This is a genomic window from Thalassobaculum fulvum (assembly GCF_014652915.1).
Taxonomy (GTDB): Bacteria; Pseudomonadota; Alphaproteobacteria; order Thalassobaculales; family Thalassobaculaceae; genus Thalassobaculum_A; species Thalassobaculum_A fulvum.
Map to the genome: position 1 here is coordinate 53,616 of NZ_BMZS01000005.1, position 20,938 is coordinate 74,553.

17 protein-coding genes are annotated in these 20,938 nt (G+C 71.5%); 11 read left to right on the forward strand and 6 right to left on the reverse strand.

The features are described 5' to 3' along the window. Positions 1–978 (reverse strand): putative bifunctional lysylphosphatidylglycerol flippase/synthetase, encoded by a 978-nt coding sequence (locus tag IE246_RS11960; protein ID WP_189989773.1) that lies wholly within the window; start codon positions 976–978, stop codon positions 1–3. A 125-nt stretch (positions 979–1,103) separates the two neighbouring features. Next, positions 1,104–1,697 (reverse strand): PAS domain-containing protein, encoded by a 594-nt coding sequence (locus IE246_RS11965; protein ID WP_189989775.1) that lies wholly within the window; start codon positions 1,695–1,697, stop codon positions 1,104–1,106. Between the two features lie 146 nt (positions 1,698–1,843). On the opposite strand from IE246_RS11965, the gene araD reads away from it, so the two are divergent. The 6 genes from araD to IE246_RS11995 all read left to right on the forward strand — a co-directional run bounded on the left by araD (position 1,844) and on the right by IE246_RS11995 (position 9,077). After that, positions 1,844–3,568: an L-arabinonate dehydratase gene (gene araD / locus IE246_RS11970; protein WP_189989777.1), complete on the forward strand. Its 1,725-nt coding sequence runs from the start codon at positions 1,844–1,846 to the stop codon at positions 3,566–3,568. A gap of 38 nt (positions 3,569–3,606) precedes the next feature. After that, positions 3,607–4,305 carry an SDR family oxidoreductase gene (locus IE246_RS11975; RefSeq protein WP_189989779.1) on the forward strand — a complete coding sequence of 233 codons (699 nt, stop codon included), beginning with the start codon at positions 3,607–3,609 and terminating at the stop codon, positions 4,303–4,305. A 45-nt stretch (positions 4,306–4,350) separates the two neighbouring features. Then, entirely contained in the window at positions 4,351–5,586 is a 1,236-nt protein-coding gene (locus IE246_RS11980; RefSeq protein ID WP_189989781.1) for a TCR/Tet family MFS transporter, read from the forward strand. Between the two features lie 91 nt (positions 5,587–5,677). Further along, complete coding sequence (locus IE246_RS11985; RefSeq protein ID WP_189989783.1) at positions 5,678–6,538, forward strand: TauD/TfdA dioxygenase family protein; 861 nt, start codon at positions 5,678–5,680, stop codon at positions 6,536–6,538. Between the two features lie 92 nt (positions 6,539–6,630). Beyond that, positions 6,631–8,040, forward strand: coding sequence for a cytochrome ubiquinol oxidase subunit I (locus IE246_RS11990; RefSeq protein ID WP_189989784.1), 1,410 nt, complete (start codon positions 6,631–6,633; stop codon positions 8,038–8,040). A 5-nt stretch (positions 8,041–8,045) separates the two neighbouring features. Further along, the gene (locus IE246_RS11995; RefSeq protein WP_189989786.1) at positions 8,046–9,077 is read left to right on the forward strand and encodes a cytochrome d ubiquinol oxidase subunit II; all 1,032 of its coding nucleotides are present in this window, start codon (positions 8,046–8,048) and stop codon (positions 9,075–9,077) included. Positions 9,078–9,202: 125 nt separating this feature from the next. Here the strand turns inward: IE246_RS11995 and IE246_RS12000 are convergent, their stop codons facing one another. Then, entirely contained in the window at positions 9,203–9,838 is a 636-nt protein-coding gene (locus IE246_RS12000; RefSeq protein ID WP_189989788.1) for an NIPSNAP family protein, read from the reverse strand. 73 nt (positions 9,839–9,911) lie between these two features. Here IE246_RS12000 and IE246_RS12005 point away from each other — a divergent pair, with 73 nt between their 5' ends. Continuing rightward, the gene (locus IE246_RS12005; RefSeq protein ID WP_189989790.1) at positions 9,912–10,304 is read left to right on the forward strand and encodes a lipocalin-like domain-containing protein; all 393 of its coding nucleotides are present in this window, start codon (positions 9,912–9,914) and stop codon (positions 10,302–10,304) included. A 22-nt stretch (positions 10,305–10,326) separates the two neighbouring features. Here IE246_RS12005 and IE246_RS12010 read toward each other — a convergent pair whose 3' ends face one another. Together IE246_RS12010 and IE246_RS12015 are read right to left on the reverse strand one after the other, a co-directional pair. Next, positions 10,327–12,177, reverse strand: a complete 1,851-nt coding sequence (locus IE246_RS12010; RefSeq protein ID WP_189989792.1) for a TRAP transporter permease — start codon at positions 12,175–12,177, stop codon at positions 10,327–10,329. Between the two features lie 79 nt (positions 12,178–12,256). Further along, positions 12,257–13,201 carry a TAXI family TRAP transporter solute-binding subunit gene (locus IE246_RS12015; protein ID WP_189989794.1) on the reverse strand — a complete coding sequence of 315 codons (945 nt, stop codon included), beginning with the start codon at positions 13,199–13,201 and terminating at the stop codon, positions 12,257–12,259. Between the two features lie 212 nt (positions 13,202–13,413). Between IE246_RS12015 and IE246_RS12020 the strand changes: the two genes are divergently transcribed. The 3 genes from IE246_RS12020 to IE246_RS12030 all read left to right on the forward strand — a co-directional run bounded on the left by IE246_RS12020 (position 13,414) and on the right by IE246_RS12030 (position 20,093). After that, complete coding sequence (locus IE246_RS12020; protein WP_189989796.1) at positions 13,414–15,195, forward strand: autotransporter assembly complex protein TamA; 1,782 nt, start codon at positions 13,414–13,416, stop codon at positions 15,193–15,195. Between the two features lie 15 nt (positions 15,196–15,210). Continuing rightward, positions 15,211–19,578 (forward strand): translocation/assembly module TamB domain-containing protein, encoded by a 4,368-nt coding sequence (locus IE246_RS12025; protein ID WP_189989798.1) that lies wholly within the window; start codon positions 15,211–15,213, stop codon positions 19,576–19,578. Between the two features lie 68 nt (positions 19,579–19,646). Continuing rightward, complete coding sequence (locus tag IE246_RS12030) at positions 19,647–20,093, forward strand: acyl-CoA thioesterase (protein ID WP_189989800.1); 447 nt, start codon at positions 19,647–19,649, stop codon at positions 20,091–20,093. Positions 20,094–20,102: 9 nt separating this feature from the next. On the opposite strand, the gene IE246_RS12035 is transcribed toward IE246_RS12030, so the two are convergent. Next, positions 20,103–20,360, reverse strand: coding sequence for a hypothetical protein (locus IE246_RS12035; RefSeq protein WP_189989802.1), 258 nt, complete (start codon positions 20,358–20,360; stop codon positions 20,103–20,105). A 152-nt stretch (positions 20,361–20,512) separates the two neighbouring features. On the opposite strand from IE246_RS12035, the gene IE246_RS12040 reads away from it, so the two are divergent. Next, entirely contained in the window at positions 20,513–20,773 is a 261-nt protein-coding gene (locus IE246_RS12040; RefSeq protein WP_229836990.1) for a helix-turn-helix domain-containing protein, read from the forward strand. The last annotated feature ends 165 nt before the right edge of the window (positions 20,774–20,938 follow it).

The window sequence follows — 20,938 nt, forward strand, 5'->3', positions numbered from 1 at the left end:
TCAGCGCTTCGGCCGGCCGAGGCTGATCGTGGCGACGGCGAACATGGTGGTCGCGAGCCCGAGCGGGCCCAGGTAGTAGATCAGCCGGTAGGCCAGCATGGCCGCCAGCAGCGACTCCGTCGGCAGTTCCGGCAGCATCAGCACCATCGCGCCCTCGAACACGCCGAGCCCGCCCGGCACGTGGCTGGCCAGCCCGATCGAGGTCGCGACCACGTACAGCCCGACGAAGCCGGCCGGGCCGATCGGCAGGCTCGGCAGCAGGACGTAGAGGGCGAGGCCGGCGAGCGCGATGTCGATTGCCGGCACTACGATCTGCAGCGGGGTCAGGATCGGCCCCGGCGTTTCCACCCGGTGCCCGCGCCACTCGATGTGGCGCCGCCGGATGCCCAGCAGCAGGTAGGCGAGCAGGGTGGCCAGCAGGGCCGCGCCCGCCGCGTGGGTCACGATCGGCGGGCCGGCCACCAGCTTGGCGATGCGGTCGGCCTCGCCGAACATGGTCACGCCGGCGACCAGGGCGGCGCCGAGGCAGAATGTCCAGGCCGTGAAGGTGCTGAGCAGCACGATCTGGCCGACCGACAGGCCGACCGGCCCGTACAGCTTAAGCCGCGCCGAGCCGCCGGTGATCAGCGCGAAGCCCAGGTTGTGGCTGAACACGAAGGCGATGAAGCCGGTCATCGACGACAGCGCGATCGACACCTTGGCGTGCACGTAGGCGACGCCCAGCCGCTCGTAGACCAGCAGCGCCATGTAGCTGGCGACGGTCAGCAGGATCGAGAGCGTCACGCCGGTGGTCGACAGCTGCTCGAACTCGGAGATCACCTGGGCGAGGGTGAGATCGGAGAACTTCCGGTGCAGCACCCAGATCGCCGCGCTCAGCAAGCCGACGCCGATCGCCGCCTCGACGACGTACTTCAGGCGCGCAAAGAAGACGCGCCGACGGTCGTGCGGCGCCGACGGCGGAGTGGAAGCTTCGATCATGACGCGGTGTATATATGGCACTCGGGTGTGCGACACCACGGTCGAAAGTGCCGCGGCGACTTCGGCGGGGAGATCGGAGACTGACCGGTCCCGGAGCCGCGTCGGGCGGCTCGTGCCGGGCCCGGTCAGCCCACCGATTCGCGCCGAATCGGCACGTTGCAGACGACCAGCCGCTCGACCCCGCCGTCGCTGCCGGCCATCGGCAGGGCGAGGCGGCACCAGCGGGTGATGACCGAGACCTCCTTGACCGCGTCGTGCTCGGCGTACACGGCGACCCCCTCCCGCACCACCAGCCGGTACTGCGCGGTGAAGACGGTCGGGCCGGGCGGGTCGAACGAACTCAGCCAGCGGCCGGTCATGTCGCGCCCGTGATGGGTCGCGACCTGGCTGCCGTACAGGCGGTAGAGGAAGTCCGTCGCGTCCCGGTTCGGTTCCAGCAGCATGATGTAGCCCAGCGCCGGGACGACCTGAGCCGGGTCGAACTCGGCACTCGGCGGCAGGCTGCCGCGCCGGTCCCGTTCCCGGCACCAGTACTCCGCCAGACACCGATGCTGCGGCAGCCGGAACAGCGATGGATCCACGCGATCGGACGGGATCGACAGGTACTCGTGGTGCTCGAGCCCGCAGCGGTTCGGATCCGGCATGGTCGCCCGCAGCCTGTCGGTCTCGACCGGAACATGCGAGAGCTGGCTGAGGAGGTCGACTCTGATCGGAACCATGACTGCCTCCTGCGGAAAACCCGATGGCGGTCCGCACCGATGGCCACCCCGGGTAGCGGGCCGTCTTGACCATGATACGCCCGGGTGCTCGACTTCGCTCTGACTGCCTTCGCGGTCCAAGACAATCGGCATCCCGGGAGGAATCGATGGCGCGCAAGCGGTACGAGGATCTACGCAGCTACCGCTGGTACGGCGCCGACGACCTCAGGTCGTTCGGCCACCGCTCGCGCACCCTGCAGATGGGCTACGACCGGGCCGACTGGACCGGCAAGCCGGTGATCGCGGTGGTCAACACCTGGTCCGAGATCAACCCGTGCCACACCCACTTCAAGGAACGGGCCGAGGAGGTGAAGCGCGGCATCTGGCAGGCCGGCGGGTTCCCGGTCGAGCTGCCGGCGATCTCGCTCAGCGAGCCGTTCCAGAAGCCGACCACCATGATGTACCGCAACCTGCTGGCGCTCGAGGTCGAGGAGCTGCTGCGCTCGTACCCGGCCGACGGCGCGGTGCTGATGGGCGGCTGCGACAAGACCACGCCGGCGCTGCTGATGGGGGCGGCCAGCATGAACCTGCCGGCGATCTTCGTGCCGGCCGGGCCGATGCTGCGCGGCAACTGGCGCGGCAAGAGCCTGGGCAGCGGCTCCGACACCTGGAAGTACTGGGCCGAGCTGAAGGTCGGCAACATCACCCGCAAGGACTGGGAGGAGATCGAGGACGGCATCGCCCGTACCCCCGGCACCTGCATGACCATGGGGACCGCCGCCACCATGATGAGCGCGGTCGAGGCGCTCGGCATGTCGCTGCCGGCCTCCAGTGCGATTCCCGCGGCCGACTCCAACCACGCGCGGATGGCCAGCCAGTCCGGCCGGCGGATCGTCGAGATGGTGTGGGAGGACCAGAAGCCGTCCGACGTGATGACCGAGAAGGCGTTCGAGAACGCGATCACCACGGTGATGGCGATCGGCGGCTCGACCAACGCCGCGATCCACCTGCTGGCGATGGCCGGGCGCCTGGGCGTGCCGATCGACCTGCAGCGCTTCGACACGCTGTCGCGCCGGACCCCGTGGCTGGCCGACGTCCGGCCGTCCGGCAGGTTCCTGATGGAGGACTTCTACTACGCCGGCGGCCTGCCGGCGCTGATGGGCGAGCTCAAGGACCTGCTGCACCTGGATGCGGTCACGGTCAGCGGCAAGACGCTCGGCGAGGACATCGAGCGGGCCGACGTCTACAACGAGGAGGTCATCCGCCGCCGCGCCAACCCGCTCAACCAGGAAGGCGGGCTGGTGGTGCTGAAGGGCAACCTGGCGCCCGACGGGGCGGTCATCAAGCAGACCGCCTGCGACCCGAAGCTGCTGAAGCACCGCGGCCCGGCCGTGGTGTTCGCCGACTACAACGACATGGCGGCCCGCATCGACGACCCGGACCTGCCGGTCACCCCGGACTCGGTGATCGTGCTCAAGCACGCCGGCCCGCAGGGCGGCCCCGGCATGCCGGAATGGGGCATGCTGCCGATCCCGAAGAAGATCCTGCAGCAGGGCGTGCGCGACATGGTGCGGATCTCCGACGCCCGGATGAGCGGCACCAGCTACGGCACCTGCGTGCTGCACGTCGCACCCGAGAGCTGGGTCGGCGGGCCGTTGGCCCTGGTCGAGGATGGCGACATCATCGAGCTCGACGTCGCCGGGAGGCGTCTGCACCTGGACGTTTCCGACGCCGAGCTCGATGCCCGGCGCGCCGCCTGGGTGCCGCCGAAGCGCAGGTTCGAGCGCGGCTTCGGTGCCATCTATGCCGACCACATCACCCAGGCCGACAAGGGCTGCGACTTCGACGTTCTGATGGGCACGGCGCCGACGCCGGAGCCGGAGATCCACTAAGTCGGCCCGCAGACGACAAGCACTCCGAGGAACACCGCATGAGCAAGACCGCCGTCGTGACCGCCGCCGGCTCCGGCATGGGGGCGGCGATAGCCCGCAGGCTGGCCGCCGACGGCTGGTCGGTCGCGATCCTGTCGTCCTCCGGCAAGGGCGAGGCGCTGGCCGAGGAGCTCGGCGGCCTCGGTGTCACCGGCTCCAACCTCGACCCGGCGGTCCTGAAGGACCTGGTCGACCGGACCCTGGCCCGCTGGGGGCGGATCGACGCGGTTGTCAACTCGGCCGGGCACGGGCCGAAGGGGCCGGTGCTGGAGCTGAGCGACGAGGACTGGCACCTCGGCCTCGACGTCTACCTGATGAACGTGGTCCGGATGACCCGGCTGGTGGTGCCGGCGATGGTCGGCCAGGGTAGCGGCAGCATCGTCAACATCTCGACCTACGCGACCTTCGAGCCGGAGGCGGCGTTCCCGACCTCGGGGGTGTTCCGGGCCGGCCTCGCCGCGTTCACCAAGCTGGTGGCGGACCGCTACGCGGCCGACGGCATCCGGATCAACAACGTCCTGCCCGGCTTCGTCGACAGCCGGCCGGAGAAGGCGGAGTTCCGTGCCCGGATCCCGATGGGCCGCTACGGCCGCGCCGAGGAGATCGCCGAGGTGGCGGCGTTCCTGGCCTCGGACCGGTCGAGCTACGTCACCGGCCAGAACATCCGGGTCGACGGCGGCATCACCCGCTCGGTATGAACCCCGCGGGGTGCGCGCGCCCGCTGTCGAACGAGGAAGCCGCTCATGCAGGTCGCCGATGAAAGGCCCGGACGGTTCGGCCGGCACGCGACCGGATTCGTGTGCGTGACCGTGCTGATCGACGCCATGGGCATCGGCATCGTCATGCCGGTCATGCCCGACCTGATCCAGGAGCTGACCGACCTGCCGGTCGGCGCGGCGGCGGTCTGGGGCGGCTACCTGTTCTTCGTCTATGCCCTGATGCAGTTCGCCTGCGGCCCGCTGATCGGCGGCCTGTCGGACCGGTTCGGGCGGCGACCGGTGCTGATCGCGTCGCTGGCGGCGCTGGCCGTCGACTACCTGATCATGGGGCTGGCCCCGACCCTGTGGCTGCTGTTCGTGGCGCGACTGCTGTCCGGCGTTGCCGGCGCCACCCATTCCACGGCCAATGCGTTCGTCGCCGACGTGACCCCGCCGGCGCAGCGGGCCGCGGCCTTCGGGCTGGTCGGTGCCGCCTTCGGCGTCGGATTCATCCTCGGCCCGGCGATCGGCGGACTGGCCGGAGGCTTCGGGACGCGGGCACCGTTCTTCGTGGCGGCGGGGTTGGCGTTCGCGAATCTCTGTTACGGCCTGGCGGTGCTGCCGGAGAGCCTGACCGCCGACCGGCGCCGGCCGTTCTCCTGGGCCCGCGCGAACCCGCTGGGCGCGACCCTCCAGTTCGCGCGGCTGCCGGCCGTTGCGTGGCTGGTGCTGGCGTTCTTTCTGTTCGACGTGGCGCACTACGTCTACCCGGCGATCTGGGCGTTCTTCGCCAAGGCGGCGTTCGCCTGGACCAGCGCCGAGATCGGCCTGTCGCTGGCGCTGGTCGGCGTCGGCTTCGTGATCGTGCAGGGCGGGCTGATCCGCGTGGTGCTGCCCCGGCTGGGCGAGCCGCGGACCGCCTGGGCAGGCTTCGCGCTCAGCATCGGCGCCCTGCTGTGGATCGCCTTCGCGACCACGGGATGGATGGGCCTGGCGGTGATCCCGGCGGTCGCGCTGGGGGCGGTGGTCACGCCGGCGTTGACCGGGTTGATGGCCAACGCCACGCCGGACGACGCCCAGGGCGAGCTGCAGGGCCTGCTGGCCAGCGCCACCGCGGTCGCGATGATCGTCACGCCGCTGTTCGCGAGCCAGCTGTTCGGGCATTTCACCGATCCGGCGGCGACCGTGCAGTTCCCCGGCGCGCCGTTCCTGGCGGCGGCGATCGTGATGACGCTGTCGCTGGTTCCGTTCGCGATCGGCCTGAGACGGGTTCCCAGGTGACCGTGGACGCCGCCCGTCGGACGCGCGAAACTCCGTTTCAAAGACCCGGCGAAGACCGGTGGGCGAACCGCAACCACGTGGAGGAAACGGCGTGTCCTACGAAACCATCGAGGTGATCCCGGTCGGCGGGTCGATCGGCGTCGAGATCGCCGGCGTTAACCTGGCCGAGCCGCTGTCCAACCGGCAGGCGCAGGAGGTGCACGACGCCTTCCTGGCGAACTCGGTCGTGTTCTTCCGCGACCAGAAGCTCGACCCCGAGCAGCAGATGCGCGCCGCCCGGCTGTTCGGCGAGCCGGTGGCGATCCCGTTCGTGAAGAGCCTGGACGGCTATCCGGAGATCATCGACATCGTCAAGGAACCGGAGGACGCCGGGAAGTACAATTTCGGCGGCAACTGGCATGCCGACACGACCTTCCTCGAAACCCCGTCGATGGGCTCGCTGCTGTATGCGCTGGAGGTGCCGCCGCGCGGCGGCGACACGCTGTTCGCCGACATGTACGCCGCCTACGAGACCCTGTCGCCCGGCCTGCGGTCGCTGCTCGACGGGCTGACCGCGGTCCACACCGGCACCCGCTCCTACGGCAGCCAGTCGAAGTTCCAGGGCGGCAAGAACGCCTCGGTGTCGATGAGCATCGACGCCAACGACGAGGGTGATCGGCTGGTCGAGCACCCGGTCGTGCGCACGCACCCCGAGACCGGCCGCAAGTGCCTGTTCGTCAACCCGAACTACACGCTGCGCTTCAAGGACATGACCGAGGCCGAGAGCAAGCCGCTGCTCGACTTCCTGTACGCCCACTGCATCCGCGACGAGTTCGTGTGCCGGTTCCGCTGGGGGCCGGGCTCGGTCGCGGTGTGGGACAACCGCTGCACCATGCACCGGGCGGTCAACGACTACGACGGCCACCGCCGCCACGTCCGCCGCGTCACCCTGCAGGGCGACCGGCCGCACTGAGACCGCGACCGACCGCCGCGCCTGCAGGGGTTGGCGCGGCGGCCGGCCGGGCGTAACCCTGGGGGCGACGCACGCAACCCCCGGGGGTGCCGATGGACGTCGACGCGCTGCTGCTGTCGCGGATCCAGTTCGCCGCGGTCATCTCGTTCCACATCATCTTCCCGTCCTTCACCATCGGACTGGCCGGCTGGCTGGTGGTGATCGAGGCGCGCTGGCTGGCGACCCGCGACGCCGCCTGGAAGCGGCTGTACCGTTTCTGGGTGAAGATCTTCGCGGTGTCGTTCGGGCTCGGCGTCGTCTCCGGCGTGGTGATGAGCTACCAGTTCGGCACCAACTGGGGACCGTTCTCGGTGTTCGCCGGCGAGGTCATCGGCCCGCTGATGGGCTACGAGGTCCTGACCGCCTTCTTCCTGGAGGCGTCGTTCCTCGGGGTCATGCTGTTCGGCTGGAACCGGGTCGGCGACCGCATGCACTTCGTGTCGACCGTGCTGGTGGCGGTCGGCACCCTGATCTCGGCGTTCTGGATCCTGTCGGCGAACTCCTGGATGCAGACCCCGGCCGGCTACGCGCTGGTCGACGGCAAGGCGGTCCCGACCGACTGGTGGGCGGTGGTGTTCAACCCGTCCTTCCCGTACCGCTTCGCCCACATGGTGGTCGCCACCTTCCTCGCGACCGGCTTCGCGGTCGCCGGCATGGCCGCCATCGCGCTGCGCCGGGAACCGGACGACGTCGGGGCGCGGCGCAGCCTCGGGATGGCGCTCGGGCTGGCGGCGGTGCTGGCTCCGCTGCAGGTCCTCATCGGCGACCTGCACGGCCTCAACACCGCCGAGCACCAGCCGGCCAAGCTGGCGGCCATGGAGGGGCACTGGCGCAACGAGGGCGACGACGGCGTGCCGCTGCTGCTGTTCGCCTGGCCGGACCAGCAGGCCGAGCGGAACCATGCCGAGATCGCGCTGCCGCACGGCGCCAGCCTGATCATCACCCACAGCTGGAACGGGACGTTCCCGGCGCTGACCGACTTCCCGCCCGAGGACCGGCCGCCGGTGGCGATCGTGTTCTGGGCGTTCCGGGTGATGGTCGGGCTCGGGCTGCTGATGGTCGCGGTCGGGGCCTGGGCGGTGTGGCGGTGCTGGCGCGGCCGGCTGTACCGTGACGGGCCGTTCCTGCGGCTGCTGCCGTTCATGATCCCGTCCGGCTTCCTGGCGGTGCTGGCCGGCTGGTTCACCACCGAGGTCGGGCGCCAGCCCTGGGCGGTCTACGGCCTGATGCGGACCTCCGAGGGAGCGTCGGCGCTGGCCGGGCACCAGGTGATCGGCTCGCTCACCGGGTTCGCGGTCGTCTACACCGTGATCTTCGGTGCCGGGCTGTACTACGTGGCGCGGCTGCTGCGGCGCGGGATCGACCGCGACGGGCAGGCGGAGCCGGCTGCGCCGAGCGGGCTGCAGCGTCCGCAGCGCCCGTTGTCCGCCTTTGATTCCATCGACCCGCCGGCAGGAGGGTGAGTGCGATGTTCGAGGCCTTCACCGACGCGACCGGCTGGGATCTGTGGCTGCCGCTGGCGGCGGCCGCGGTCATCGGCTTCGCGGTCGCCATGTACGTGCTGATGGACGGGTTCGACCTCGGCGTCGGCATCCTGTTCCCCGGCGCCGCCCGGACCGAGTGGCGCGACGCCATGATGGTGTCGGTGGCGCCGGTGTGGGACGGCAACGAGACCTGGCTGGTGATGGGCGGCGGCGGCTTGCTGGCCCTGTTCCCGCTGGCCTACGCGACCCTGCTGCCGGCGTTCTACCTGCCGCTCACCCTGATGCTGCTGGCGCTGATCCTGCGCGGCGTGGCGTTCGAGTTCCGCTTCAAGAGCGAGGCGCACAAGCCGTTCTGGTCGGGCGCATTCCACCTGGGGTCGGTGGTCGCGACCCTGTGCCAGGGCATCGTGCTGGGCGCCTTCGTCGAAGGCCATGCGACCGTCGACGGCGCCGGTTCCTGGGGCTGGCTGTCGCCGTTCCCGCTGTTCGTCGGCCTGGCGATGCTGGCCGGCTACGGCCTGCTGGGGGCCACCTGGATCGTCAAGAAGACGACCGGCGGCCTGCAGGCCTGGGCGCGCGGCGTGGCCGAGCGGCTGGTGGCGGTGGTGGCGCTGGCCATGGCGATCGTCAGCCTGTGGATGCCGCTGGCGGCGCCCGAGGTGGCGGAGCGCTGGTTCGCCTGGCCGAACATCGTGGTGCTGGCGCCGATCCCGCTGGCCGCGGCGGTGCTGTGCCTTGCGATCTTCGTGGGCCTGCGGCGCGGCGGCGAGGACCTGCCGTTCTACGGCAGCTTCGCGCTGTTCCTGACCGGCTATGCCGGCCTCGCGGTCAGCCTGTTCCCGAACCTGGTGCCGGGCCGCTACGACATCTGGCAGGCGGCGGCCGGGCCGGCGTCGCTGTCGTTCGCGCTGGTCGGGGTCGTGGTGATGATCCCGATCATCCTCGGCTACACCCTGTACAACTACCACGTCTTCCGCGGGAAGGTCCGGCCGGAGGACATGGAGGGGTATCACTGAGCCGCTCGCCCATGGGTCCCGGATCGCGCTGCGCTCGTCCGGGATGAGGACCGTGATGGTGGTCGCCCTCATCCCGGACGGGATCGTCGCAGGCGACACCGATCCGGGACCCACGCAGCCGCAGCTCACTGCATCGGCGAGTGGGTCCAGGGCACCAGCACGGTCGACTGCATCTCCTCGAGCATCTCCGGGCCGTTCTTCAGGAAGGCGCGCCAGTCCGGGTCCTTCATGGTGGCGGCCCGGGCCTCGGCCCGGTGGTTCAGGCTGTCGTACGCCCACAGGTGCGAGACCTCGTTGGGCTGGCCGGCCTCGGTCAGCCAGATCGCCACGTTCTTGGAGTACTTCTCGCGCGCCGGCAGCACGTCGCGCAGCTTCTCCGACCATGCCCTGGCCATCCCGACCTTGCAGCGGTAGACGCGGTACTCGTAGACGTGGCCCGATCCCTCGGGCGGCGTCAGCGGCTTGACCGCGTGCATCAGCCGGATGTCCTGGCGCTTGATCAGCGGCAGCGCCACCGACAGGTACTTGTTGCGCCAGTCCGGGTTCTGCCCGAGGGCGGCACGCAGTTCCTGGCGGGCGTTCAGGTCGGCGTAGGACCACAGGTGCATGACCTGGTTCAGCGGCCCGATCTCGGTCAGCCAGTAGCCCTCCAGCTTGCCGTAGTCGTCCTTGCGCACGTCCCGGCCGATCTCGGCCGACAGCCGGGCGAGTTCGGGCGCCATGCCGATCGGGGTGGTGTAGGTCCGGAATTCGTAGATCATGCGAGTCCTCCCTGGGGGCGGGCCTGAAGCGGCCGTTCGCGCCGTTCACCAATTTTCGAGAGGACGCTAGCAGATGCGGGACATCGTCGGCACTTGGCGGTTGGTCACGACTGCCGCGCACGATCGTGACGGGAATCCGCTGCCGAAACCCTACGGGCCGGCCCCGATCGGCACCGCCACCTTCACCGCCGGGGGCCGGATGATCGCGGCGCTGTGCGACGGCCGCCCGGAACTACCCGACGGCACGGCGCGCGAGTACGTGTCGTACATCGGCAGCTACGCCTACGACGGCGAGACCCTGACGACGAGGGTCGACGGCACCTCGGACGCGCCGCGCCTCGGCACCGACCAGGTCCGCAAGGTCGCGTTCGACGGCGAGCTGATGGTGCTCCGCCCGCCGGAGGACAGCGTCGGCGGCGTGCCCCGCCAGCGGATTCTCACCTGGGAGCGGATCGGCGGCGCCTGAGCGGGCGCCGCCGGAGGGTTCCTCACGCCGTGTCGGTCGCCGCCCGGTTCTTCAGGACCAGGTTGAGGCCGGCCACCGTCACCAGGATGGCGATGCCGAGGGCGTCGGTGTACAGGCCCGGCTTGATCAGCACGATCGCCGCCGCCAGCAGCGGCAGGCGCTGCCAGAGCGGCAGCGGCGCCAGCAGGTAGCCGGCGAGGCCAGCCGACAGGCAGACCACGCCGAGGATCGCCGTGGTGGCGGTCGTGGCGATCCACAGCGGTTCGCCGATCATCAGCAGCGACGGGCCGAACACGAACATGAACGGCACGATGTAGCCGGTGGCGCCGAGCTTCAGCGCGGTCAGGCCGGTCTCCCACAGCCCGGCGTTCGACAGGCCGTTGGCGGCGTACACCGCCAGGGCCACCGGCGGCGTGATGGCCGACAGGATCGCGAAGTAGAAGGTGAACATGTGCGCGGCCTCGAGCACGATGCCGAGCTTGACCAGCGCCGGCACCAGCAGGGCGACCTGCACGATGTAGGCGGGCGTGGTCGGCATGCCCATGCCGAGGATGATGCCGGCGACCATGGTCAGGACCAGGGCCAGCACCAGGTGGTTCTGCGAGGCGGCGAGCACCAGGCTGGTGAACTCGATGCCGAGGCCGGTCAGCGAGATCACGCCGATGACGATGCCGGCGCAGCCGCAGGCCAGCGCCACCGAGACGGTGTTGCGGGCGCCCGAGACCAGGCCCTCGACGATGTTGCGCGGGGTCAGGTAGTGCCGGGTCGACTTGCGCAGGCCGGCGGCCACCAGCACCGAGGCGATGCCGCACAGCGCCGAGAACGGCGCGCTGTAGCCGGCGACCAGGGCGCCGACGATGACCACCAGCGGCAGGAACAGGTGGCCCTGCTCCTTCAGCACGGTGCCGAGCCGCGGCAGGTCGGCCTTCGGCAGGCCCTTCATGCCGGTGCGCTTGGCTTCGAAGTGGACGGCCAGGAACACCGCCAGGAAGTACATCACCGCCGGGATCAGCGCGTAGGCCGCGACCGTCAGGTAGCTGACGCCCAGGAACTCGGCCATCACGAAGGCGGCGGCCCCCATGATCGGCGGCATGATCTGGCCGCCGGTCGACGCCACCGCCTCGACTGCGCCGGCGAAGGCCGGCCGGTAGCCGAGCCGCTTCATCAGCGGGATGGTGAAGGCGCCGGTGGTCATCACGTTGGCGACGGCGCTACCCGACACGGTGCCGAACAGGCCGCTGGTGATGCACGCCACCTTGGCCGGCCCGCCGGTGGTGTGGCCGGTCAGGGCCAGTGCGAAATCCATGAACAGCTTGCCGGTGCCGGTGCGCTCGACCATGGCGCCGAACAGGATGAACAGCATGACGTAGGTCGCCGACACGCTGACCGGGATGCCGAAGATGCCCTCGGTGCCCAGGTACATCTGCTCCATGAGCTGGGCCAGGTCGGCGTTGGCGCCGAACACGGCGTAGGCCAGGAACAGGGCGGCGGTCAGCGGCAGGGCGAGGCCGACCGAGCGGCGCGTCGCTTCCAGCAGCAGCAGGATCATCAGCGAGCCCAGCACCCAGTCCTCGGGCACCAGGTCGTCGACGTAGATCATGCGGTTGTCGATGTAGTCCTGCGCCCACAGCAGGTAGCCGGCGGCGACTACCGACAGGATGGCGAGGGCGAACTGAAACACCCCGGGGTTGTCGGTCTCCCCGCCCTTGCCCGGGAAGATCAGATAGGCCAGCACCAGCGCGAACGCGACGTGGATGGCCCGGAAGCTGAGCGCGTCCGGTGCGCCGAACCAGGCGGTGTAGAGGTGGTACAGGGTCATCGCCAGGCCGACGGCCATGATCAGACCCGGTGCGAAACGCGTCCAGGGGCGCATGCCAGCTCTCCGGGAAAAGGTGTCGGAATGCGCCGACGGGGGCGGCAGGAACCGCCCCCGTCGCACGCAACCGGTCGGATCAGAGCGCGCCCTGTTCCTTGTAGAACTTCATCGCGCCCTTGTGCAGCGGCACGCCGGTCTCGACCGCCATCGACTTGGCGTCGGCCTTGCCGACCGCCTTGGCGATCGACGCCAGGTCCGGGACGTTGGCGACGATGTTCTTCAGCACGTCGTAGACCACCTGCTCGTCCAGGTCGCAGCGCGCGATGATGTGGGTCGAGTAGCCGATGGTCGGCACCGCCGCGTCCTGGCCCGGATAGCTGCCGGCCGGGATCACGATGCGCTGATAGCCCGGGTTGATCTCCTTCATCTTGGCGAGCCCGTCGTCCGGGATCGGCACGATGGTGATCGGCCGGGCCGAGGCCAGGTCCATGATGGCGCCGGCCGGCACGGTGGTGCCGAGGGTGAACCAGTCGGCGTTGCCGTCCTTCAGCTGGTTCACGCTGTCGGTGTAGGAGCCGTAGCTGACCCGCGACATGTCGTCGTAGGACATGCCGTAGGCGGTCAGCAGGTGGGCGGTGATCGCCTCGCCGGTGTTGCCCTTCTTCTGGGTGGTCAGCGCCTTGCCCTTGGTGTCGGCCGGCGACGCGATGCCGGCGGAGGCGTTGGCGACCACCTGGAAGTACTGCGGATACAGGGTGCCGACGTTGCACACGTTGCCGGCCTTGCTGTCGAACGGCGGCTTGCCGTTGATGGCGTCGACCGTCGACACCGAGTTCGCGAACCCGAAGTCGGCCTTGCCGGCCTCCACCGCCTTGACGTTGGCGATACCGGCGCCCGGCAGGATCTGCACGCTGGTGCCGGCGACGTTCTTCTCGACGATGTTCTTGATCGCACCCCCGAGCGGGTACCAGGAGCCGCCCTGCGGGCCGGTCATGAGCTTGAGGTCGGCCGCCTGGGCGGAGACACCGAGGCCGATGGACATCAGCCCTGCGGCGACGACACGCGCCACTGTCTTTGACATCTTGATTCCTCCATGGGAGGGCCCGACGTTCATGCGCCTGCCCGGTTGGTTGGACCGCGGATTATTCACAGCCATGCACGGACGGTCCAGACCGCATTGTTGGTTTGTCGTATGACCTGTCTGCATGCGATGGATGCGGGCGGGGTTCCGTGACTCCCGTGGGCGGCCGGCCCTATAGTCCGTTCCCCCCGCTGTCCGAGAGTCCCCGACCGATGCGCCTTGCCGTTCTCCTCCTGATCGCGCTGCTCGCCCTCGGGCGGACCGCCGGCGCGCAGGAGCAGGCCGCGACGGGCTTCCCCTATACCGTCCGCTTCGACGGACTCGACGATACCCGCGAGCTTTCGGCGCTGGTGCGCGACAGCTCGGCGCTGGTCTCCAAGCTCGACGATCCGCCGCCGTCGCGGGCCGGGTTGCGCCGGCGCGCCGCCGACGACCTGGCGAGGTTCGAGACCGCCGCCCGCTCGCTCGGCTACTATGACGCCGAGTTCCGCTCCGACGTGGAACCGGGCGATCCGCCGGTGCTGGTCGTCACCGCCGCGCCGGGACCCGTCTACGCCGTATCCGAGATCGAGATCCGTTCGGTCGACGACCGGTCGGCCGCCATCGGCGTCGAGCTGCCGCGCCGGCGGATCGGCCTGCAGCCCGGCGCCCCGGCCCGCGCCGCCGACGTGCTGTCGGCGGAGGCGGCGATCGTCCGGATCCTGCAGGAGCAGGCATATCCGCTCGCCGAGGCCGGCGAGCGGAGCGTGCTGATCGACCGCGACGCCAAGACCATGCGGGTCACCTTCCGGATCGACGCCGGCCCGGCCGCCCGGTTCGGCCCGGTCGCCGTTTCGGGAGCGGACGAGGTCGACGCCGACTATGCCCTGCGCCGGCTGCCGTGGCGCTACGGCGAGACCGCCGACATCCGCAAGGTCGAGCGCGGCCGCCGGCTGCTGACCGCGACCGGCGTCTACGAGACGGTCGGCGTGCGGTTCGCCGACGCGGTCGGTCCCGACGGGCTGATCCCGGTCGAGGTGACCCTGACCCAGCGCAAGCCGCGCAGCATCGGCGCCGGCGTCAGCGCGTCGACCTCCGAGGGGGCGGGCGTCAGCGCCTTCTGGACCCACCGCAACCTGTTCGGCGGGGCCGAGCGGCTGGACGTGAACGGCCGGGTCAGCGAGGTCGAGACCAGCCTGACCAGCGAGCTGCGGCTGCCCGACATGATCTCGAACAACCAGGACTTCATCCTGGGCGGCGGCCTGATCGAGGAACGGACCGACGGCTACGACTCCCGGAAGGTCACGGTCGGCGGGCGGTTCGAGCGGCGCATCAGCGACGTGCTGTCGGTCGACTTCGGCGCCACGCTGGAACGCAGCCGGATCGAGGAGGACTCGATCGAGACCCAGTACACCCTGGTCGGCCTGCCGGTCGGCTTCACGGTCGACACCTCCGACGACCTGCTGAACCCGACCGAGGGCGGGCGTACCCGGGTCCGCTTCACGCCGTACCTTGAAACGCTCGGCTCCTCGATCAGCTTCTATTCGATGACCGCGCGGCATTCCCAGTACGTCGCCCTCGACTCGAACCGGGACGTGGTGCTGGCCGGTCGCGCTGCCGTCGGGTCGATCGTCGGCGCCTCGACCGGCAACCTGCCGGCCGACAAGCGCCTGTACTCCGGCGGCGGCGGCTCGGTCCGCGGCTACGGGCTGCAGAAGATCGGTCCGCTCGACGCGGGGGGAGACCCGATCGGCGGAAGCGCGCTGCTCGAGGTCGGCGCCGAGCTGCGCTGGCGGGTGTTCGGCGACTTCGGGATCGTGCCGTTCATCGACGGCGGGCAGGTCTACGATACCGAGCGGCCCGACCTCGGTCAGGAACTGCAGTGGGCGGCCGGCCTCGGCCTGCGCTACTACACGCCGATCGGCCCGGTGCGAGCCGACTTCGCCGTCCCGCTCAACCCGCGGAAATCCGACGACCGGTACCAAGTCTACTTCAGCCTCGGCCAGGCGTTCTGAGCGATGCGGCGGCGGGTGCTCATCGCCGTCGCCCTGGTCGTCGGCCTGCCGTTCGCGGTCGCCGCGGCCGCGGTGGGGATCGCCAACACCGGTTGGGGCCGGGCCTGGGTCGCCTCGACGGTGGCGGCCGCGACGGCCGACGGACCGGTCCGGGTCCGGATCGACCGGATCGCCGGCGCCCTGCCGGTCCGGATCGACCTGCAGGGCGTGCGTCTCGCCGACCGATCCGGGGAGTTCGCGGCGCTCGACCGGGTCCGCCTGGCATGGTCGCCGCTGGCGCTGCTGGGCGGAACCGTCGCGGTCGACGCCGTCGAGGTCGACGGCGGCCGGGTGCTGCGGGTGCCGGAGACCGGGGAGCCCGCCACCCCGGAACCGGCGGCGGCGCCGAGCCTGAAGTTCCCGGCCCCGCCGGTCGCGATTCGTCTGTCTATGCTGCGGGTCGCCGGCCTCGCGCTCGACCGGGGGCTGGCCGGGCAGGCGGCCACCCTCGACGCCGAGCTCCAGGCCTCCCTGACCGGGGTTTCGGCAATCGCCAGGGGCTGGATGACGGCGTCGGGCAACGGCGGGACCGGCCGGCTCGACCTGGATCTCGCGGTGGTTCCGGCCAGCGGCACGCTGCGCGCCGAGCTGCGCGCCTCGGAGCCGGAAGGCGGCCTGGTCGCCGGGCTGCTCGGCCTGCCGGACCGGCCGCCGCTGTCCCTGACGCTGACCGGCGACGGCACCCTGGCGGCCTGGAAGGGGCGTCTCGCCGGCGGTCTGGGCGCGGGGGCCGAGACCGACCTGGGCCTGAGCGTCTCGGCAGCGGCCGCCGGCACGCGGGTCGCCGTCGACGGGACGGCGGCCGTCCAGCGGCTGGTGCCCGACGTGGTCGGCCCGCTGCTCGGCCCGTCCGTCGAGCTTGGGCTGACGGCGCTGGTCGCATCCGACGGTGCGATGGAGGTGCAACGCCTCGCAGCCAGGGCGGCGGCCGGGAGCCTCGACGGCACGGCACGCATCGATCCGGCCGGCCGGGTCGTCGCGGCCGGTGCCGCCGTGACGACGCCGGATCTGGGTCGGTTCTCCGGGCTCGCCGGGGTCGATCTCGCCGGCTCGGCGACGGCGACGCTGACCCTGCAGGAGGGCGGGCGCCGGGTGCTGGTCACCGTGACCGGCGATCCGGCCGCCGGCCCGCTCCGGTTGACCGGCCTGCGGGCCGAGCTGGCCGCCTCGGCCGACGCCGCGTTGCCCGACCTGCCGGCCGCGATCTCCTGGACGCTGGCCGCCGGGGTCGACACACCGGCGCTGCCGGACGCCGATCTGGTCGCCCTGGTCGGTCCGCGCCTGACCCTGGAGGCGGCGGGAACCGCCGACACCCGGGGCGAGGCCGCCCGGGTCGACCGGTTGACCGTCACCACCGACGCCGGCCGCCTGGAGACCCGGGCGATCCTGTCGGACGGCCGCAGGCTGGCGGCCGACGGCACCGTCGACATTGCCGATCTCGGACGGCTCTCCGGGCTGGCCGGCCGTCCGCTCGCCGGCTCGGCGACCCTCGGCTTCGACGGGAGCGTCCTGCTCGACCCCCTGGACCTGTCGGCCGTGCTCGACCTCGCGGCCGACGGGCTCGACCCCGGCGACCCGATGCTGGCTGCGCTGATCGGCTCCGGCCCGACCGCGACCGCCGGAGTCACCCTCGACGCCGCCGACCGGTTGTCGCTCCACGGCATCGCGCTGCAGGCGGCGGCCGTGCGCGCCGACGGCGACCTGGAACTCGACCTGTCGGCCGGCGCGCTCCATGGCCGCATCGACCTGACGGCGCCCGATCTGGCGGCGGTCGGCCGGGCTCTCGACCTCGACCTGTCGGGCTCCGGCGTCGCGGCGGTCGCCCTCGGCGGAACGCTCGAGGCACCGGCCGCCTCGGCGTCGTGGCAGGTCTCGGCCCTGCGGGTGCAGGGAACCACCGTCGACCGGCTCGCCGGAACCGCCACGGCCGTCGGCCTGCCGGATGCTCCGTCCGGCCGCGTCGACCTGCGCGCAGCGCTCGGCGGCGAGACCGTGACCGCCGGGGCGCGCTACGCGCTGGCGGGCGACCGGCTGACGGTCGACGGGCTCGCCGTCGACGGGGCCGGCCTGCAGGCGCGCGGGGACCTCGCCGTCGCCTTGGGCGGGCCCGCGATCGACGGTGCGCTGACCGTCGCCGCCGCCGACCTCGGCCGGCTCGCCGCCGCCGGCGTGCCGCTGGCCGGCGGGGCGCTCGACGCGCGTGTGACCCTGGACGGCCGGAACGGCCAGTCGGCGCGGCTGGCGGGCACGGTGACCGGCCTGGCGCTCGAAGGCGGGACCGTCGAGGTCGCCCGGGTGGATCTGTCCGGCGCGGGGCGCGACCTGCTGAAGCGGCCGGTCGGCTCGTTGACGCTGACGGCCCGCGGGGTCCGTCGTAACGGCGCGGCGCTGCTGGAGACCGCCGAACTTGCCGTGGACTCCGACGGTGCCGCCGCCCGGGCGGCGCTGACCGCGAAGGGTGGGGCCGGCAAGCCGTTCGACCTCTCCGCCACGGCGAGCGCCGCGCTGAGTGCGGCACCGATGCAGGCCAGCGTCGAGAGCTTCGAGGCGGGCTACCGCGACGTCCGGGTCTCCCTGGAGCGCCCCACCCGCATCGTCCTCGGCCGGCAACCGCGGTTCGACGACCTGGCGCTGGCGGTCGACGGCGGCCGGATCACCGGCAGCGGCCGGTTCGACCCGAGCGACCTCGACCTCGCCGTGGCGGCACGGGGCCTGCCGGCCGGTCTGGCCCGGCTCGCCGATCCGACCCTCAAGCTCAGCGGCGGCATCGACGCCGACCTGACGGTGCGCGGGCCGGTCGGCAACCCGGCGGTTCGGCTGACGATCGACGCCCCGGGGGTGCGTTCGGACGATCCCGATCTGGCCGACCTGCCGCCGCTGCAGGCGTCGGCGGAGGTCACGGTCGAGAGCCGTACCTTGCGTGCGGCGCTGGATGCGACCGTCGGCGACGGTGCGCAGGCGTCGCTGCGGGCGACCGCCGGGCTGACGCCCGGCGCCGATGGCGGGCCGCCGACCCTCGACGAGACTTCGCCGCTGCAGGCGCGGATCGACGCCGAGGCGGTGCTCGAGCGCCTGGCGGCGTTCCTGCCGCTCCGCGGCGGCAGGATCGTCGGTCAGGCGGCGGTGCATGTCGCCGTGGCGGGGACGCCGGCCGACCCGCAGGTGACCGGCGACGCGACGGTCAAGGACGGCGCCCTCGACCAGCCGGGGGTCGGGTTGTACCTGCGCGACATCGAGCTGGACGCGAAGGGGCGGGGCGAGCGCCTGGTGATCGAGACCCTGACGGCCACAGCGGCCGGCGGCGGCACCCTCGCCGGATCGGGCGGGCTTTCGTTCGACATCACTGAGAAGGCCCCGGCCGACCTGCGGGTCGAGGCCAGGCAACTGCGGGTGGTCGATACCGACCAGGCCGAGATCACCATCGACGCCGACCTGACCCTGCAGGGGGCGTTGCCCGAGTACCGGCTGGCCGGCACGGTCACGGTCCTGCCGTCGGAGATCCGGATCCCGGACCAGCTGCCGCCGTCGGTGGTCGACCTGCCGGTGACCGAGATCCGCGACGGCGTGGTGATCCGGACCCCGCAGGCGGAAGTTCCAGAAGAGAAAACCGGGCGGGCGCCGGTCCGGCTCGACGTGCGGGTCGCGATCCCCGGCCAGGTGTTCATCCGGGGGCGCGGCCTGGACAGCGAGTGGGGCGGCGAGCTGGCGGTGACCGGCAAGGCCGACGCGCCCGCGGTCGACGGGGCGCTCGAAGTCCGGCGCGGGCAGTTCGGGCTGGCCGGGCGGACCTTCGAGTTCCGGCGCGGCCGGGTGGTGTTCGACGGCGGTCCCCCGAGCGACCCGGCCCTCGACATGCTGCTGACCGCCGAGGTCGCGGAGATCCTGGCCAAGGTCCGGGTCGGCGGCCGTGCCCAGGACCCGACGATCGATCTCAGCAGCGAGCCGGCGCTGCCCGAGGAGGAGGTGCTGTCGCGGGTGCTGTTCGGCTCGCCGCGGGCGCAGCTGAGCCCGCTGCAGGCCCTGAAGCTCGCCCAGTCGGCGGCCGTGCTGTCGGGCCGGTTCGGCGCCGGCGGCGGCGGAATCACCGACACCGTGCGCGAGACCCTCGGAGTCGACACCCTGGACGTCGACACCGGGGTCGACAGCGAAGGCTCGCGCGGGGCCTCGCTGTCGGTCGGGAAATACGTGGCGCCCGGGGTGTTCCTGCGGCTGCAGCAGGGGTTGTCGGGCGCCAGCAGCAAGGCGGTCGTGGAGGTCGAACTGACCGACAACGTCACCGTCGAGACCGACATCGGCGCCGACTCCGAGAGCCGGGTCGGCGTGAACTGGAAGCTGGACTATTGATTGTCGGCCCCGGTTGCAGCGATTTTCACCGGCCCGCAGCTACACGCCCGCATCGACAGGAAGCCCGCATGACCGCCGCCAAGACCGTTGCCGACTTCGATCCCGCCGATCCGGCGAACTTCGCCTTCTGGACCGAGGAACGGCTGCGCTATGCCGATCTCGACCCGTTGTCGCACGTCAACAACAACGCCATCGGCGAGTTCCTGGAGAACGGCCGTGTCGGCCTGTTCCGCGCCTCGGGCGGCGACGGCGGCGCCGATGGCAACGTCTGGTGGGTGGTCCGCCGGCTGGAGATCGACTTCGCGCGCGAGATCCTGTTCCCGGGGATCGTGCGAACCGGCACCCGGGTGGCCAAGCTCGGCACCACCTCGTGCACGATCCGCCAGGGCGTCTTCGTCGACGGCGAGTGCCGGGTGACCTCGACGACCATCGGCGTGTGCTTCGACCCGGTCGGCCGCAAGTCGGTCCCGATCCCGCTCGAGATCCGCGGGCTGCTGGCCTCCCACCAGCCCTGACCCCTTGTGCTATCGAGCCATCGGCACGATCGCGACCTCCGCACCGGGGTGCGAGGCCAGGTAGCGCCGGACGGCGATCTCGTCGTCGGTGATCAGCAGCCGGTCGCCGCCGGCCCTCTCGCGCGCCTCGACGCGGTACAGGAAGCGCGGGCGCAGCCCCGGCAGGTCGACGGTCTCGGCGGCGGCCGCGCCGACATGGGCGCGGCGGAACAGTTCCAGTTCGCCTTCGTAGCCCCGGCCCTCGTAGACGTAGAGATGCCTCGCCAATCCGACCTCCTCGCACGGCCGCGTTCTGCAGCACATGGTCATCATATGCGCACGAGGTGCGCCTGCGGCAAGTCCGTAGACGCACGAAGTGCGCTTTTCGCTTGGCGCGGGGCGGAGCGTCGCCCTATACCGCTGGGGACCGGGAGGGTCGGATGGTGAAGAAGAGCGCCGACGCCGAGAACGAGATGAAGCCCGGCGACTTCAAGCGCTGGCGCAAGTCGCTCAAGCTCTCGCAGAAGGAAGCGGCCGAGGCCCTCGGCCTGAAGCGCCGCGTCGTCCAGTACTACGAGAAGGGCGAGCGCGACGGCGAGACCGTCAAGATCCCGAAGTACATCAGGCTGGCCTGCAGCGCCCTGGCGTCCGGCGTCGAGGACTACACCGGCCCGGCGAAGGACAAGCCGGCCGCGCCCTGAGGCAAGGCCCGTCGCGCCGTGGATCTCGGATGCGTTCCGCCGGCGGCGGCCCGCTCCGGGATGAGGGGTAACGCCGGCTGTCTGTCCTTTTCACCCTCATCCCGGACGACGCGCAGCGGCGATCCGGGACCTACGGTGCCGCAGTGCGTCCGGGCACCGGCTCGG

What these genes read in the sequence shown, in the direction of transcription:
- IE246_RS11995 (WP_189989786.1), top strand. Translation starts at nt 8,046, where the DNA reads ATGTTCGAGGCCTTCACCGACGCGACCGGCTGGGATCTGTGGCTGCCG.
- IE246_RS12010 (WP_189989792.1), bottom strand. Translation starts at nt 12,177, where the DNA reads ATGCGCCCCTGGACGCGTTTCGCACCGGGTCTGATCATGGCCGTCGGC.
- IE246_RS11975 (WP_189989779.1), top strand. Translation starts at nt 3,607, where the DNA reads ATGAGCAAGACCGCCGTCGTGACCGCCGCCGGCTCCGGCATGGGGGCG.
- IE246_RS11960 (WP_189989773.1), bottom strand. Translation starts at nt 978, where the DNA reads ATGATCGAAGCTTCCACTCCGCCGTCGGCGCCGCACGACCGTCGGCGC.
- IE246_RS12005 (WP_189989790.1), top strand. Translation starts at nt 9,912, where the DNA reads ATGCGGGACATCGTCGGCACTTGGCGGTTGGTCACGACTGCCGCGCAC.
- IE246_RS12000 (WP_189989788.1), bottom strand. Translation starts at nt 9,838, where the DNA reads ATGATCTACGAATTCCGGACCTACACCACCCCGATCGGCATGGCGCCC.
- IE246_RS12040 (WP_229836990.1), top strand. Translation starts at nt 20,513, where the DNA reads ATGGTGAAGAAGAGCGCCGACGCCGAGAACGAGATGAAGCCCGGCGAC.
- IE246_RS11965 (WP_189989775.1), bottom strand. Translation starts at nt 1,697, where the DNA reads ATGGTTCCGATCAGAGTCGACCTCCTCAGCCAGCTCTCGCATGTTCCG.
- IE246_RS11990 (WP_189989784.1), top strand. Translation starts at nt 6,631, where the DNA reads ATGGACGTCGACGCGCTGCTGCTGTCGCGGATCCAGTTCGCCGCGGTC.
- IE246_RS12020 (WP_189989796.1), top strand. Translation starts at nt 13,414, where the DNA reads ATGCGCCTTGCCGTTCTCCTCCTGATCGCGCTGCTCGCCCTCGGGCGG.
- IE246_RS12030 (WP_189989800.1), top strand. Translation starts at nt 19,647, where the DNA reads ATGACCGCCGCCAAGACCGTTGCCGACTTCGATCCCGCCGATCCGGCG.
- araD (WP_189989777.1), top strand. Translation starts at nt 1,844, where the DNA reads ATGGCGCGCAAGCGGTACGAGGATCTACGCAGCTACCGCTGGTACGGC.
- IE246_RS11980 (WP_189989781.1), top strand. Translation starts at nt 4,351, where the DNA reads ATGCAGGTCGCCGATGAAAGGCCCGGACGGTTCGGCCGGCACGCGACC.
- IE246_RS12015 (WP_189989794.1), bottom strand. Translation starts at nt 13,201, where the DNA reads ATGTCAAAGACAGTGGCGCGTGTCGTCGCCGCAGGGCTGATGTCCATC.